The following is a 16,252-nucleotide window of genomic DNA, read 5'->3' on the forward strand; positions in this document are numbered from 1 at the left end:
TCCAGTAATTGCAACACATAGTTTACCTTGCAAGACTCCATCCTATCTGGTAGATGCAGACGTCATTTCCGAAGAGAGGATGAAATTCCGATGCGAGATTTTTCGTGGAAGGTTTTTGCGATGACGGGGGATGTAGAGTCCTACTTGTTATATACCGAGGCGTGTAACTCGTTAGGACAGGAGTCGGATCATGCAAGGGAAGTGATTGAAGATGAAGAAGCCGAAGGATAATTGGCTGATTCGGGAATGGTTAGGTGACGAGGCATGCTATACAGGGTGGAAGGGATTGTCATCCGCAGCATGGACTACGGCGAAGGGAACAAAATTATTACGCTTTGCACCGAAAGTGGCGGGAAAGTAGGGGTACTCGTCCGCGGTGCCAAAAAGCCCAAGAGCCGACATGCTGCACTGGTGCAGCCGTTTACGTATGGTCAATATGTATATTTTCGCAATACAGGTCTAGGCACACTAAACGCTGGAGAAATTGTTGAATCCTATCATGAGTTGCGTGAAGACCTGATCAAGGCATCTTATGCCTCTTATGCGTGTGAACTATTGGATCGCGTGCTTCAGGATGAAGAGACAGGTACATTTTGGTTCAAACAATTAAAGGCGTGTTTGCAGGCGTTGAAGGAAGAGAAAGATCCTGTTGTTATTACAAGTCTGTACGAAATGAAAATATTACAGGCAGCCGGATATGGTCCACAGTTCGACGAGTGCATCTCCTGCAATCAGGAGCGGCCAGACGAGCAGTTGTTTATAAGTCCCAGACTTGGCGGCGTTTTGTGTCGTGCATGCAAACATTTCGATCCTCCAGCGATGTCCGTAAGTCCAAAGGCTCTGAAATTGTTGCGTGTGTTCGCCCAGTTGGATCTGCAGCGCTTGGGAAATATATCAGTGAGTGAGTCTACCCGTGATGAGATCAAAAAATTGATGCGTGCTTTTATGGATCATCAACTGGGTCTGAATCTTAAATCCCGTTCTTTCCTCGATCAGATGGAGAAGTACGGGATTTGAGGCGTTTACGTGAATGTGAAACTATATCTTGACTTCATACTAGATTTTATATATTATGAAATATAATTTCTCTTTATGAGACATGCATTGAACGAGAAAGTAAAAGATTGGATTTATTGCATTGGTGGAGACAGGTGTTGTATAACACATGTGATTCATGAATGAGCGAGCCGGGGATGGTGGAAGCCTGGTTGAATCTGTCTTTGAAACGGCACTCGGGAGCATGAATGGACACGGAAAAGTGGGCTGGAACGACAGGATTTATTCTGTTTGATCCAAGCCAAGTAGGGTGGAACCGCGGGAATAGCTCTCGTCCCTACGTCTGTACAACAGGCGTAGGACGGGGGCTATTTATTGTTGTCTGCACCGTCCTAAGCTTGCTAACAAACCATCGAAAAGGAGCATGATTATGAATTTTCAGCAGATGATTCTAACGCTGCAACAATTCTGGGCCGAGCATAACTGTATTATTGTCCAGCCATATGATACGGAAAAAGGGGCAGGTACGATGAACCCGATGACCTTTTTGCGTTCGCTTGGACCCGAACCTTGGAAAGTGGCCTATGTGGAGCCTTCCCGTCGTCCTTCGGACGGACGTTATGGTGAGAACCCTAACCGGCTGTACCAGCACCATCAGTTCCAGGTCATTATCAAGCCTTCACCGGACAATATTCAGGAAATTTATCTGGAAAGTCTGAAGCGTCTGGGTATTGATCCGCTCAAACATGATATTCGGTTTGTTGAAGATAACTGGGAGAATCCTTCCCTTGGTTGTGCAGGTCTTGGTTGGGAAGTATGGCTGGACGGAATGGAAATTACGCAATTTACGTACTTCCAACAGGTTGGTGGAATCGAGACGAATCCGGTAGCTGTTGAAATCACGTATGGTATGGAGCGTTTGGCTTCTTACATTCAGGATAAAGAAAATGTGTTTGATTTGGAGTGGGTGGAAGGTATCACTTATGGTGATGTATTCCGTCAGCCAGAATTCGAACACTCTAAATATACGTTTGAAGTATCTGATGTCAAAATGTTATTTACACTTTTCAACATGCATGAAGAAGAAGCAAACAAGGCCATGGCGCAGCATCTGGTATTCCCGGCATATGACTATGTGCTGAAATGTTCCCACACATTTAACCTGTTGGATGCACGTGGAGCCATCAGTGTAACGGAACGTACGGGTTACATCACACGTGTCCGTAATCTGGCTCGCCAAGTAGCCGCAACATACATGGAAGAGCGTGAGAAGCTGGGCTTCCCGCTGATCAAGAAAGGGGGAGCCGAGCATGTCTAAGGATCTGTTGTTTGAAATCGGACTGGAAGAAGTCCCTGCACGTTTCATGCGCGCAGCGATCGCACAGCTGCAAGAGCGTGTCGTGAAATGGCTTGACGCATCCCGCATTGCTTATGGTGAAGTGAATGCGTACGCCACACCGCGCCGACTGGCTGTTTTGATCCAGAACGTGGCTGAAAAACAGGAAGATATAGAGGAAGAAGTGAAAGGTCCTTCACGCAAAATTGCCCTGGACGACAGTGGCAACTGGAGCAAAGCTGCACTCGGATTCGCTCGCAGTCAAGGTGTTGAACCGGACCAATTCACGTTTAAGGAACTGAACGGTGTCGAATATGTCTATGCAATGAAGTCCAGCAAAGGTGTGGAAACGGCTTCTGTGATTGGTGAAGGATTGCTTTCTGTATTACATGCCATGACGTTCCCGAAATTCATGCGTTGGGCTTCCTATGATTTCAAATTTGTTCGTCCAATCCGTTGGATTGTGGCAATGCTTGGCAGTGACGTCATTGATCTGGAAGTGACAGGTGTCAAGTCGGGTAATGTAACTCGCGGACATCGTTTCCTCGGTAAGGAAGCCGTGATCTCCACTCCGTCTTCATACGTGGAAGTGCTGCGTTCAGAGCATGTCATTGCAGATATTCAGGAACGTGAACAGATGATTGTATCCCAGATTCAAGCACTGGCTGCTGAGAAAAAATGGGATATTGCGATTAAGGAAGATTTGCTGGAGGAAGTCCTGTTCCTGGTGGAAACACCTACCGTATTGTTCGGGACATTCGACTCTTCATTCTTGAATATTCCACAAGAAGTATTGATTACTTCCATGCGTGAGCATCAGCGTTATTTCCCTGTACTGGACAATGAAGGACAATTGTTGCCATTTTTCGTGACGGTACGCAATGGTGGAAGTGATTCACTGGATGTTATTGCAAAAGGAAATGAAAAAGTACTGCGTGCACGTCTGTCTGATGCCAAGTTCTTCTATGAGGAAGATCAGAAACTTCAGATTAAGGATGCATTGTCGAAACTGGAAAGTATCGTCTTCCAGGAAGAGCTGGGAACGGTTGGAGATAAAGTGCGCCGTATCCGCAAGATTGCCGATGGAATTGCTGCCAAACTGCAAGTATCCGGTGATGTTGCCGAATCCGTTAGCCGCTCAGCAGATATCTGCAAATTCGATCTGGTGACACTGATGGTGGGTGAATTCCCGGAACTGCAAGGTGTGATGGGTGAGGATTATGCTCGTAAATCTGGCGAAAAAGAAGAGGTGGCCAAAGCGGTATTTGAACACTATCAGCCACGTTTCGCCGGAGATCAATCCCCTGCCTCTCTTGTGGGTGCCATTGTGAGTGCCGCGGACAAAATGGATACAATTGTGGGTTGTTTCTCAATCAACATCATTCCAACGGGTTCTCAGGATCCGTATGCACTACGCCGTCAGGCTGCAGGTATTGTACAGATTTTGCTGGATCACAAGCTTCCGCTGACATTGTCGGACGTGTTCGGAGTAGCACTTCAAGTGCATGCCCAGATGAACCTGTTGAAACGTGCAGACGAAGAGGTTCGTAAAGATCTGCAAGACTTCTTTGGTCTTCGAGTGAAAAAATTGTTGTCCGAAACTGTTCGCTACGACGTAGTGGATGCCGTAATTTCTTCCGGATTCGATGATATCAGCGCTGTGGTTCCAAAAGGTGAAGCGTTGATGGCGGCTGTTCTGACAGGAGACGCATTCAAAACAACGGTTGAATCGTTTAATCGTGTAGGGAATCTGGCTGCCAAAGCATCCAATGCTTCGGTACATCCAGAACTATTCACAGAAGATGGAGAGCGTCAGCTACACGAGGCATGGAGCAGAACAAATGCGGAGTTCCGTCAGGCGTTGACTCAGCACGATGCTGCTGAAGCGCTGGCTATTGCATCTGCTTGGAAAGATGGAATTACCTCTTTCTTCGATTCGGTCATGGTTATGGCTGAAGATGAGGCTGTCCGTGCCAATCGACTTGCCTTGCTTGCAGCTATTGATCGTGACTTGAAAGGATTTGCTGATTTTTCCAAGTTGGTCTGGTAAATTGGGCATATTTGATGAGTCCTTTTCCACAGACTTGGAGCAAAGCTAAAATTCAGTATTAAAGAAGGATATATGAGGGTATAAATATACGGAACGGGTTGTGAAATGTTTTTTTACAACCGCTCCGTATTTTAGCCTTTGATTTCCCTTGTTGTGGCAGAAGGATTTTGCCTGGCCGGGGTCGTATATTACAATATGCAGCTATTTTAAGAAACCGGGTGGTCTGGGTTTGAGTGAGTTGAATATACGTCATATTGTTGTGGATGGTGATGCTTGCCCGGTGAAAACCGAAATCGCGCAAACTGCTCGCCTTTTCAACATCCCTGTACTGTTAGTCTCTTCATTTGATCATTTGCTTCAAGGGGGAGAAGGGGTGCGTACTGTGCAAGTGGATCGCAGTGATCAGAGCGCAGATCTCTATATTGCTAATCATATTAAGCCATATGATGTGGTAATCACTCAGGACTATGGACTTGCGGCACTTGCGCTCGGCAAACGTTGTTATGTTTTATCCTTTCGTGGTCGTGAGTTTAACGACCGTGACATTGATTTCATGTTGGATTCTCGTCATACTGCGGCCAAAGCACGAAAAAGAGGCCACTACGGGAAAGGTCCAAAGCCTTTCACAGAGCAGGATCGAGAAATTTTTCAACATAAACTGACAAAACTTTTAAAAGATTTGCAGGAGAATGTGTAAGTTTATCGAATTATATCTACGTGTTGAAGAGATGAAGGTGGCCAGAGATGAGTACCGGACAAGGCGGTATACCCGAAAGTATTATTGAATCGGTGTTACAGCAGAATGATATTGTCGATACGGTGAGCCGATTTGTGCATCTGACCAAGCAGGGGAAGTATATGAAAGGCCTCTGTCCTTTTCATTCCGAGAAGACGCCTTCGTTCACCGTTACACCTGAGAAACAAATTTTCTACTGCTACGGTTGCGGCACGGGCGGAAATGCCATCAAATTCAGGATGGAAATCGAAGGGTTATCCTTTCCCGAGGCTGTCAAAACGATGGCGGAAGAAAGTCACATCTCTATGGGGGACTGGCAAGGGCGTGAATCTGCTCATGTAAATCCGGAGACCGAACGTCTGTTGGAGGCCTATGAGCTTACTGCGAAGCTGTATCATTTTTTGTTGAAAAATACAGAGCACGGCAAGTCAGCCATGGAGTATTTACGCTCCAGAGGTTTTGGCGACAAGTTGATTGACCAGTTTCAGATTGGTTTCGCACCAAATCGTTGGGACACGCTGGTACAGTTTCTTGAAAAACGTAACTATCCGCTCGAAGAGATGGAAAAGGGTGGACTTCTGTCACCGCGAAATGAAGGTCAGGGATATGTGGACCGATTCCGAGACCGGATTATGTTCCCGATTAATGGCAGGAGTGGTAAGCCAATTGCATTTGCAGGACGCATATTGGGAGATGGGCAACCGAAGTATCTAAATTCACCGGAAACCCGGTTATTTAACAAAAGCCGTGTTCTCTATAATCTGCATCAGGCCAAAAATGCAATTCGTAAACAAAGACAAGCCATATTGTTCGAGGGGTATGGTGATGTCATCTCCGCATGGGATCAGGACATCCAGAACGGTGTAGCGGCAATGGGTACTGCGCTAACCGAGAACCAGGCACTGATGCTCAAAGGGATGTGTGACGAAGTCATCATATGTTATGACGGCGACAAGGCAGGACAGGCTGCTGCACTCAAAAACTTCCCCATTCTTGAGGAAGCCGGATTGCAGGTCAAAGTGGCTCTCATTCCCGAGGGACTTGACCCGGATGATTTTATCCGGAAGCATGGTGGTGAACGGTTCCGAAACCAGATTGTGGACGGTGCCGTGACAACTACAAAATTTAAACTTATAAACTTAAAAAAAAGCCATATACTGCTAGAGGGTGGCGGACAAATCGCCTATTCGAAAGAAGCAGTAAAATTGATTGCCCCCTTACCTTCTCCTACAGAAAGGGAAGTGTATCTTCGTGAACTGGCTGCAGAAGTGGACGTATCATTTGAAACTTTGAAGCAGGAGTGTAATGAAGAACGGGAGGCGATGAAAAATAACCTCCAGTTTGGGGATAATAACCCGAAAAGGTGGAATAATGGTAGGCAACAAAATAGACAGGTGCCTACACCAAATCTGTTGCCGGCTTATCACGCTGCTGAACGCAAACTGATTGCCTGGATGTTGCAGGATGATGAGGCTGCCCAGTACGTGAACGAGCATCTTGGTGAAGCTTTTAACTTGGATGATCATGCAGCTATTGCTGCTTATCTATATGCCTACTATGCGCAAGGCAAACCGTCGGATACAAGCCGCTTTATGTCTTCACTGCATGACGATCGATTGGAAAAAACGGTCAGTTCAATCTCGATGATGGATGGTCCAGGTGAATGGAGTATTCAAATGCTCGATGATTGCATCAGGGAAGTGCTGAAGTATCCACGTAAGAAAGAGTACGATTTGAAAAAAGAAGAAATGATTGCTGCAGAGCGGGCAGGCGATTCTGTACGCGCGGCACAGATTGCAATTGAAATGATTGCCCTAGAGAGACAGTGAACGTCTGATTATTGGATGTTTCTAGGGAGGAGGGAGTCGAGTTATGGCGAATGATCAGCATACTGAACTAGAAACAGAATTGACACTGGATCAGGTTAAAGATCAATTGATTGAATCAGGTAAGAAAAGAGCCTCACTGAATTACAAGGAAATTATAGAGAAACTCTCTCCTTTTGAGCAGGATGCAGAGCAAATGGATGAGTTCTATGAGCAACTGAGTGATCTGGGTATCGATGTAGTGAATGAGAATGATGAAGAGGTTACACTGCGTCCTAGTGAAGATTCCGAGAACAACACGAGAGAGGGAGAGGACGAATTCCACTTTGATGATGATCTGAGCTTGCCGCCAGGTATCAAAATCAATGACCCTGTCCGTATGTATCTTAAGGAAATCGGTCGTGTGCCATTGTTGTCGGCAGATGATGAAGTACAATTGGCCAAACGGATTGAGAACGGGGATGAAGAAGCCAAGCGTCGTCTGGCTGAAGCGAACCTGCGTCTGGTAGTCAGTATCGCCAAGCGTTACGTTGGACGTGGCATGTTGTTCCTTGATTTGATTCAGGAAGGTAATATGGGTCTGATCAAAGCGGTTGAGAAGTTTGACCACAAAAAAGGATACAAGTTCAGTACGTATGCTACATGGTGGATTCGCCAGGCGATCACTCGTGCTATTGCTGACCAGGCGCGTACCATTCGTATTCCTGTACACATGGTAGAGACGATTAATAAGCTGATCCGGGTATCCCGTCAGCTGTTGCAGGAACTTGGACGTGAACCAACACCAGAGGAAATCGCTGCTGAGATGGATCTGAGTGTCGAAAAAGTTCGTGAAATTACGAAGATTGCACAGGAACCGGTTTCTCTGGAAACACCGATCGGTGAGGAAGATGATTCCCATCTGGGTGACTTCATTGAGGATCAGGAAGCACTTGCTCCTGCAGATGCTGCTGCGTATGAGTTGCTGAAAGAACAGCTCGAAGATGTATTGGATACACTGACTGAGCGTGAAGAGAATGTTCTTCGTCTACGTTTTGGTCTGGACGATGGACGGACGAGAACGCTGGAGGAAGTGGGCAAGGTATTTGGTGTTACGCGTGAGCGTATTCGTCAGATTGAAGCCAAAGCTCTTCGTAAATTGCGCCACCCGAGTCGTAGTAAACGACTCAAAGATTTCCTCGAATAATCGAACTATGGGAGACTTTCCGCAAGACGCTTTAGCGGCGGCGGGGTCTCCTTTATTTTTAATTTGAACGTCTTGATTTCTTGGTTTTGGAAATTCATCCTTGAAATGTTTGATTGGATTTCATTTTATCGCTTTTCTTTGTTCAATGCAAATCAATAAATTAAATGAATGGTGTAGGTGCTTCATGAAACTTTCGAATCGATTACAGCGAATACATGATCAAATTCCCGATGGCAGCCGCATGGCTGATATTGGTTCAGACCACGCGCTGCTGCCAGTAGCCGCGATCCGCAGTGGGAAAGCCGCGAATGCAGTAGCCGGGGAAGTTAATCCTGGGCCTTATGATGCTGCATGCAAACAAGTCAGTGATGCTGGCCTGAAAGAAAAAATAACGGTACGCCGTGGAGACGGATTGGATGTGATCTCTGCGGGAGAAGTGGATGTCATTACCATTGCAGGTATGGGTGGTGCTCTGATTGCTTCTATTTTGGACCGAGGCATATCCAAACTGGAAGGCGTCCAGTTACTTATTTTGCAACCGAATGTGGGAGAGGATATCCTCAGACGCTGGTTGCTGGAGCATCACTGGGTGGTTGTAGCAGAACAGTTGCTCGAAGAAGATGGCAAGATCTATGAGATTATCACGGCGATGCCACAGTCCGTAAGCCCGATTGCCAATGTTGAGGTATATCGTGCACGTCCGCTTCAAGGCGGGGCAGAATTGACGGAGGATCTGCTGCTGCGCATGGGACCATATTTGGTGGATCGTCCAACGGATGTATTTTTTGCCAAATGGGAAAGTGAGATCATCAAACTGCAAGGGGTTGTAAACTCCATCTCCAAATCCGATCAGGATTCTTCCCGGGACAAGGCGGCTGAGGTAGAGCGTCTTATCGCAAACTTGAAGGAGGTTTTGGCATGTTTGCCAAAGGTCAAACTGTAATTCAACTGATGGAGCAACTTGCTCCGAAACATCTGGCTGTACCCGATGACCGGATTGGTCTACAGCTCGGTAGTTTGCAAAAAGAAATCAGTCATGTGTTAGTTGCATTGGATGTGACGGATGCAGTGGTGGACGAAGCGATTCGTATCGGTGCCAACCTGATCATTGCTCATCACGCCATCATTTTCCGACCGGTTAAGTCACTGAATACAGATACCCCTATGGGTAAATTGTACGAAAAGCTGATTAAGCATGATATTGCTGTCTATATCAGTCATACTAACCTGGACGTGGCCGAGGGTGGTATGAATGACTGGATGGCCGAGGCACTCGGTATCGAGAGCAAAGAATCGCTGGAAGATGTACACACAGATCATCTGTACAAGCTGGCTGTATTTGTGCCTCGTACCCATCATGAACAGGTACTTCAGGCTATTCTGGAAGCCGGGGCGGGGAGTATCGGTCAGTACACCAAGTGCAGCTTCAACACGGAAGGTACAGGAACGTTTGTACCTGGTGAAAGGACTGAGCCGTATATCGGCACCCAAGGGCAGATGGAACGTGTGGAAGAAATGCGGATTGAGACCATTGTACCCCAAAGTCTGAGAAGTAAGGTCCTTCAGGCGATGCTTAAGGCTCATCCGTATGAGGAAGTGGCCTACGATCTCTATGCAATGGATCTAAAGGGCCGTACGCTCGGTCTGGGACGCCTGGGACCTCTTAGGGAGCCTAAGACATTAGGCGAGCTGGTGGAGGTCGTGAAGACCCAATTCAATGTGTCTCATGTACGTGTTGTCGGAGATCTGAACAAGCAGATCAAAAAAGCAGCAGTGCTCGGCGGCTCTGGTAGCCGTTACGCGCTTACTGCCCGTTTCAAAGGTGCGGATGTTATTGTGACCGGAGATATTGATTATCACACGGCTCATGATGCATTGATGGCAGGCATGTGTATCATCGACCCGGGACATAATTCCGAGAAGATTATGAAACCGAAAACGGCCGATTGGCTTCGATCCCGTCTGGAAGAGAAACAATATGATACGCAAGTTACAGCTTCAGAGGTCAATACAGAGGTATTCCAGTTTATCTAAAAAGATAGCGGATGTGTAATTCCCAGTAATATTAAGCTTGTATGGGAACTCAAATGCCTGTATACTATGTAATGTTGTTCGGAAAGCTTGACAGACAATCGCTGGTGGCCTTTGTTGCCACGAGAGGAAAGTCCGGGCTCCACAGGGCAGGATGCTGGATAACGTCCAGTCAGCGCGAGTTGAAGGATAGTGCCACAGAAATGGACCGCCGATGGCCGGATTTTCCGGCACAGGCAAGGATGGAACCGAGGTGTAAGAGACCCCGAGGAACGCTGGTGACTTCGTTCCTGGTAAACCCCATCTGGAGCAAGACCTAATGGGACACAGTCGCCTTTTCGGAGGAGGCAGCCTTAGCCCGAGGTGTGTCTAGGTTGGTCGCTTGAGCTGTACAGCAATGTATGGCCTAGATAGATGATTGTCGCTTCTGGTGGGAGGGTAGTTCCCGTATGAACCACGAAGAGCACAGAACCCGGCTTACGGTAAGCTTTCCTAACTGCAACAACAGTATTACAGTGTAGTCCACCTATCAGTCGAGGACAATCCGTGTCATTCACCGATGGCCTGACTGATCAGAAGGACCCATGCATATTTGAAAAAACATAATTCCTGTTGATACAGGTTCTATACTATAAAAAAGGCGGCAGTTCCGATATTATCGGATCTGTCGCCTTTTGGTTTCTCATATCAAGTTTGGACGTGTCTGGTGTTGTCAGACACGTCCAAGTCAATCTCATCTGCTAAAATATCGCGTAATGTTTATGACAGTTCATTACAGTGTAACAACACTGTCGGATGTTAACGAAGCATGCCAACGTTGGATGGCGCGATCCATACGTTCCACGGCTTCAGGAAGAAGCTCAGGGTCCGTATGAGTAAAGTTAATTCGCATGCGGTTCAACTCCGGTGTACCTGCATAGAAGGAATCCCCCGGAACAATGCACACCTTCTCCTGGATACCATAAGTGAACAGATTGCTGGCCAGCATGCCTTCAGGCAGTTGCAGCCACAAGAACATGCCACCCTGTGGTGAATTCCACGAGATGCCTTCCCATGATTTGGCAGCCATGAGCGTGGTCAGAGTTTTCATCCGTTTTTCGTAATCCTCTGAAATATGGCGAATATGCGCATCCAGATCGAAAGATTCAAGCAGTGCATGAAGCGCTCTTTGGTCGATGCTGCTGGAATGCAAGTCGGCACCTTGTTTGGCTCGTGCCGCCATTTTGACAATATCGGGAGCAGCCAGTATCCAGCCCGTACGAAGACCAGGTGCTACCGTTTTGGAGAATGTACTGGTATAGATAACATTGGAAGGGCCATCATAGGATACGGCATCCAGTTCTGCCAGAGCAGGGACGTCCAATTGCTCCGGATTGAACCGGATTTCACCATACGGATCATCTTCCAGAATAAGTACACCGTACTTGCGGCACAGATCCACAGCCTGTTGTCTTCTTTCTCTTGACCATACTTTTCCCGTAGGATTGGAGAACGTTGGGTTAATGTAGACAAGTTTTGGACGATGCAACTGGAGCTGTTTCTCCAGAGATTCAGGCAACATACCGTGATCATCACAGGCTACGCCGTGAGATTCAGCCTGATAGGAATGAATGACTTGCAGAGCAGCAAGGTAGGTTGGTGACTCAACCAATACGCGGTCACCCGGGTCGAGAAGGATGCGGCAAACCAAGTCAATGGATTGCTGTGAGCCCGTAGTGAGTAGCATGTGATCGGGTGAAGCGGGAATGCCCTTGGATTCAAGACGTTCGGCGATTTTGGCGCGAAGAGGACGGTAACCCTCAGTCTCCGCATATTGAAGAGCGGCTGCTCCGCTCATAAATACTTTTTCATACGCAACGCGAATGGCTTCCAGCGGGAAAGAAGTCTGGGCTGGTAATCCACCGGCTAGCGAGATCATACCAGGTGCCTGAGCGGCCTGGAGCATGTCGCGAACGACAGAGGACGGGGTGTTTTGTGCCATTTTGGACCAAGGGATACTCATGTTATTCTCATCTCCTGTTATTCACTGTTATACTGATATTATAAACTATAATAGACGGACTGCACTATAACAGTAAAATGAGGATCATAACAGTTGGGGGGAGCAACCATGCATATTGAATTAAAGCGGGGAAGCAGTACCAAATTGTACGTGCAGATTGCCCTAACGATTGCCGATCGCATCAGATCAGGACTTATTGAACCCGGAACCCGACTTCCTTCTGTTCGTAAAATGACTGCAGATTTGGGGGTTAGCCTGGTCACTGTATCCAAAGCGTATGCTGAACTTGAAGCGATTCAATTGATCACCTGCTCTCAGGGTAAAGGTTGTTATGTAAGAGGTACTTTAAACGCGGATTCGATGGAGGATGTGGATCGAGCCAAGCGTAATCATGCCAACAGTGAATCCGGTACGTCATGGAATTGGCAGATGGCACTTGTGGATTATTTACCCCGAGCACAGCTCTGGAGACATTTCGATACGTCCCCTCAAGTACGGTATGAACTACATATGTCAGCGATTCAGCCTGAACTGCTGCCTACACGCGAGATTATCGACAGTGCCTACCGGCTCTCCTCTGACCATGCAGAGCGTATGGCGGCGTATGGATCTTTTCAGGGAGATCGGGAGCTCAGGCAGATCTTCGCCGAACACTTTGCCGAACGTGGACTACAGGTGGTACCTGAACGCATGCTAATTACAAGTGGTGCTCAGCAGGGGATTGACCTTGTGGCCCGGACTTTTGTCGGACCTGGGGATGTTGTATACATGGAGGCACCCAGCTATACCGGAGCCATTGATGTCTTTACGAGTAGAGGTGCGAAGATCATTACGGTCCCGATGGATGACGAAGGTATGCGTATCGATCTATTGACCCGATTATGTGATACCTATCCGCCCAAACTCATCTATACGATCCCGACTTATCACAATCCAACAGGTATTACGATGAGTGCGAGAAGGCGGGCACAGCTTCTGAATCTCGCGCAAAGCTATCACTGCCTCATCCTGGAGGATGATCCGTTTGCAGATCTTTATTTTCGGGATCCACCGCCAGCTTCCATTAAATCGATGGATGGGTCAGGTCATGTCGTATATATCAAAAGCTTCAGCAAGGTGCTCTCTCCCGGTTGCCGTATAGCCTGCGCCATCGCAGACGGAAGTGTATTGACCCGGCTGGTGGCTGCGAAATCTACAGCGGATTTGGGCAGTCCGCTGCTTACACAAAAGGCATTGCAATCTTTTATTCAGAATCAGTACGGTGCCTATGTATCCCGATTGAGGGATGAATTGTATTCTCGTTTGTGCGCAGCATCTGAAGTGCTGGAAGAGCATGCTATTACGGGCATGCAATGGAGTTTGCCGGAGGGAGGACTCAATCTGTGGCTCCAACTCCCGAATAACTTGGATATGCGCGAGTTGCATCATCAGTCACTTGCTGCCGGTGTCTCTTTCCTTCCGGGTTCCGCCTGTTATGTAGGAGAGATGGATACACCGAGTCTGCGCATCTGCTTCACTGTAACGAGCGTTGAGCTATTGTGTGAAGGCCTCCGTGTACTGTGTGGAGTCATTCACAGAGTTACACCTGAGCAGGGTGGGACAGTGGCGGACAGGCTACCGCTCATATAATTTTTCGGAGTATGGACATACATCCAATCCACTTTCGACCTGCTGCAATAGGTTATAGTATCACCAGAAAGGGAGTTGGTTTTGAAATGAACCATTACTGTCCACCGCTTTGCCCGATTGTCTGTGACCCGATCCAGGTTGTTGAGGATTATTACATCCCACAGATCGTGCCTGTCATCCACCCGATTGAAGTGATCAAAAAACATCACTGTGTTCCGATTCACCACCACATGTACCCTGTAGTTGTCAATGAAGAGGACCCTTGCTATGTTTCCAGTCACAATCCAAAGAAAAAATCCGTAAAAAAATCAAGTAAAGCCCGCACATCTTCTCGCAAGCGCTAATCGCAGCGGGTGCCCCGGGGAAATTGGATATAAACCAAAGAGCAGCGTACGCCCCGGGGCGCAGCTGCTTTTGTATTTTTACGGAGTAGAGTCATTACGGTTACGGGGTATACTTTTTCATCGTATTATCCATCTGTTGTCTGACATGTTGCGGCCAGAACTGCAAAGGAGCGCTGTTGCCTGATGCGGCTTGCAGTGCCTTATAGACATCGATTTGCCCATAGCCGAAATACTTATCGTGACCCGGATCACCGAGGTCAATAACACTTTGGCGCATCAAATCCATCACTTCCGTGTTGGTCAAATCCGGGTTTAACGAACGAATCAAACCTGCAAGTGCGGCTACATGGGGGCTAGCCATGGACGTTCCGGACAAGGCCGCATACTGATTGTTTGGATAGGTACTGGCGATACTGGACCCCGGTGCCATCACATCCACATAATCCCCGTAGTTGGAGTAGGAAGCTTTGCTCATATCCGGGTCCGTAGCTGATACGGCAAATACTTCCGGATAGGCAGCAGGGTAGCCTGGACGCTCTGTATTATCATTCCCCGTGGCTGCGATCAGAACGATATCCCGGTCAAAAGCATATTTAATGGCATCATGAAGAAATTGCGCATCAGCATAATTGCCCAGACTCATGTTGATTACTTTGGCTCCATGATCGGCTGCCCAGATAATGCCTTCGGCAACGGCATACGTGGTACCCGAACCTGAGTTGTCGAGTACTTTAACCGGTAGTACCTTGTTATACCAGCTCATGCCGGCCACACCTTCATTATTGTTAACTATAGCGCCAATAATGCCAGCGACGTGTGTGCCATGTCCCACATCATCCATCGGTTGGCTTCCCGGCTCGACCACATTATAACCCTCAAGGAGTTTTCCTTTCAGGTCAGGATGGTTCATATCAACCCCCGTATCAACTACTGCAACGATGACGTCTTTGTTACCCTTGGTAATATTCCAACCTCTATTCGTCTCAATCGCAGGCAGGTTCCACTGATAATCGGAGAACAAAATGTCATTGGGTATCGTTACATCGGTTTGTTCAGTTACGGTATCATTGGTTAAATACATGTAGTGGGGTTCCATATAAAGTGGATTCCATTTGCTTTCGAAATAGCTATGCAATTGCTTGTAACTCATGTCATCTGACCGAAAAACATACGTGTATCCCAGCTTGCGTATTGAGTTAGACTTTAGATCAGATTTAATGATACGCATATCACGTTCACCGGGATCCTGACGAAAACGGATGACGATCTCATTTTCGTAAAAATGACTGGCATTTGCATTATCATGTCCGGTTTTCACTGTGATTTCGTTAAGCGTATCCGGATGAACCGATTCAATTTTGAATTTACCTTCACGCGGATAAGGGATCATGCGCAGATTTTTACGCTGATGTTGTTCAACAGCATTTAATACGTTCTGGCTAAACAAGGCAATTACAGCTCTTTTGCCATCTTTAGAGGGTTGCCCCATCACAAAATATTTTTCTTTTCCCAAAGGGAAAGAAGCGGATTCAAAACTTTGACGTTTGTTTACCGCTTTTTTGGCAAGGTTCAGTGCATGTTGAAGCTTTTGTTGTTCCAACTTGCTTCCTTGTGTGGAAGCTTGATCAAACGGCTTGTTGAAGGAGCCATTAGTATTCATGAGATGGATGGATCTGATATGTTCATGTGAACTTTGGAGATCATTCACATATCGATTCATCTGCGCAGCATTCATTGTGGCGGTTTTCTCCAGCATGATACTGAGATGTTGTTTGGCATCCATGCGGGTCAAGAGATCGGTTGCTTTGACATCCTGTACTTTCAGACGCTGCTTACTTGTATGCTCTTCATGAGCAGAGTCGGACAGCGCACTAGGCTTAGGTTCTTGACGATTGGATGTTGGGAGCAAAAGCGTCAGGGCGAGTGCTCCCGCACCAGCTGCAAGGGCCCAGTTAATCCATTTCGGTCTGGACATGATGGATGGAACCTCCTTCGTTCATTTTGAACAATCGTTAACCGTGCTTTATCGTTGTCACTGGTTATATCTATCGTTAGAAAAAGCGGAATGTTTTATGCAAACGAGTTCGAGTCTGACTGCGTATAATAGGCATGTTTA

At 47.2% G+C, this 16,252-nt stretch carries 13 protein-coding genes and 1 other RNA gene; 12 read left to right on the forward strand and 2 right to left on the reverse strand.

Annotation, left to right across the window (positions count from 1 at the left end; all coding sequences use genetic code 11):
* Nucleotides 1–90 precede the first annotated feature (90 nt).
* The 10 genes from MHH93_RS11185 to rnpB all read left to right on the forward strand — a co-directional run bounded on the left by MHH93_RS11185 (nucleotide 91) and on the right by rnpB (nucleotide 10,656).
* Complete coding sequence (locus tag MHH93_RS11185) at nucleotides 91–231, forward strand: YqzL family protein (protein ID WP_091013993.1); 141 nt, start codon at nucleotides 91–93, stop codon at nucleotides 229–231.
* Nucleotides 232–264: 33 nt separating this feature from the next.
* Nucleotides 265–1,017 (forward strand): DNA repair protein RecO, encoded by a 753-nt coding sequence (gene recO, locus MHH93_RS11190; protein ID WP_500054122.1) that lies wholly within the window; start codon nucleotides 265–267, stop codon nucleotides 1,015–1,017.
* 409 nt (nucleotides 1,018–1,426) lie between these two features.
* Nucleotides 1,427–2,314 (forward strand): glycine--tRNA ligase subunit alpha, encoded by an 888-nt coding sequence (glyQ, locus tag MHH93_RS11195; protein ID WP_017687252.1) that lies wholly within the window; start codon nucleotides 1,427–1,429, stop codon nucleotides 2,312–2,314.
* Nucleotides 2,307–4,382: a glycine--tRNA ligase subunit beta gene (glyS, locus tag MHH93_RS11200; protein ID WP_500054123.1), complete on the forward strand. Its 2,076-nt coding sequence runs from the start codon at nucleotides 2,307–2,309 to the stop codon at nucleotides 4,380–4,382. Before glyQ ends, glyS begins: the two co-directional genes overlap by 8 nt.
* A gap of 229 nt (nucleotides 4,383–4,611) precedes the next feature.
* Nucleotides 4,612–5,079 (forward strand): YaiI/YqxD family protein, encoded by a 468-nt coding sequence (locus MHH93_RS11205; RefSeq protein ID WP_440131283.1) that lies wholly within the window; start codon nucleotides 4,612–4,614, stop codon nucleotides 5,077–5,079.
* A gap of 47 nt (nucleotides 5,080–5,126) precedes the next feature.
* A complete protein-coding gene (gene dnaG, locus MHH93_RS11210) occupies nucleotides 5,127–6,947 on the forward strand; it encodes a DNA primase (RefSeq protein ID WP_421885703.1) in 1,821 nt (606 codons plus the stop codon).
* A gap of 43 nt (nucleotides 6,948–6,990) precedes the next feature.
* A complete protein-coding gene (rpoD, locus tag MHH93_RS11215) occupies nucleotides 6,991–8,130 on the forward strand; it encodes an RNA polymerase sigma factor RpoD (RefSeq protein WP_062835490.1) in 1,140 nt (379 codons plus the stop codon).
* A 184-nt stretch (nucleotides 8,131–8,314) separates the two neighbouring features.
* Complete coding sequence (locus tag MHH93_RS11220) at nucleotides 8,315–9,073, forward strand: tRNA (adenine(22)-N(1))-methyltransferase (RefSeq protein ID WP_500054124.1); 759 nt, start codon at nucleotides 8,315–8,317, stop codon at nucleotides 9,071–9,073.
* On the forward strand, nucleotides 9,049–10,164 hold the full coding sequence (locus MHH93_RS11225; RefSeq protein ID WP_500054125.1) for a Nif3-like dinuclear metal center hexameric protein: 1,116 nt from the start codon (nucleotides 9,049–9,051) through the stop codon (nucleotides 10,162–10,164). Before MHH93_RS11220 ends, MHH93_RS11225 begins: the two co-directional genes overlap by 25 nt.
* A gap of 82 nt (nucleotides 10,165–10,246) precedes the next feature.
* Nucleotides 10,247–10,656, forward strand: an RNA gene (gene rnpB, locus MHH93_RS11230) — RNase P RNA component class A.
* Between the two features lie 277 nt (nucleotides 10,657–10,933).
* Here rnpB and MHH93_RS11235 read toward each other — a convergent pair.
* Nucleotides 10,934–12,163, reverse strand: coding sequence for an aminotransferase-like domain-containing protein (locus MHH93_RS11235; protein WP_500054126.1), 1,230 nt, complete (start codon nucleotides 12,161–12,163; stop codon nucleotides 10,934–10,936).
* Nucleotides 12,164–12,271: 108 nt separating this feature from the next.
* Between MHH93_RS11235 and pdxR the strand changes: the two genes are divergently transcribed.
* Nucleotides 12,272–13,792, forward strand: coding sequence for a MocR-like pyridoxine biosynthesis transcription factor PdxR (gene pdxR / locus MHH93_RS11240; protein WP_500054127.1), 1,521 nt, complete (start codon nucleotides 12,272–12,274; stop codon nucleotides 13,790–13,792).
* Nucleotides 13,793–13,878: 86 nt separating this feature from the next.
* Nucleotides 13,879–14,136 (forward strand): hypothetical protein, encoded by a 258-nt coding sequence (locus MHH93_RS11245; RefSeq protein WP_500054128.1) that lies wholly within the window; start codon nucleotides 13,879–13,881, stop codon nucleotides 14,134–14,136.
* A gap of 100 nt (nucleotides 14,137–14,236) precedes the next feature.
* Here MHH93_RS11245 and MHH93_RS11250 read toward each other — a convergent pair whose 3' ends face one another.
* On the reverse strand, nucleotides 14,237–16,111 hold the full coding sequence (locus MHH93_RS11250; protein WP_500054129.1) for a S8 family peptidase: 1,875 nt from the start codon (nucleotides 16,109–16,111) through the stop codon (nucleotides 14,237–14,239).
* Between the last annotated feature and the right edge of the window lie 141 nt (nucleotides 16,112–16,252).

It is taken from the genome of Priestia sp. FSL H7-0729, from assembly GCF_038005685.1.
In the GTDB taxonomy this organism is placed as follows: Bacteria; Bacillota; Bacilli; order Paenibacillales; family Paenibacillaceae; genus Paenibacillus.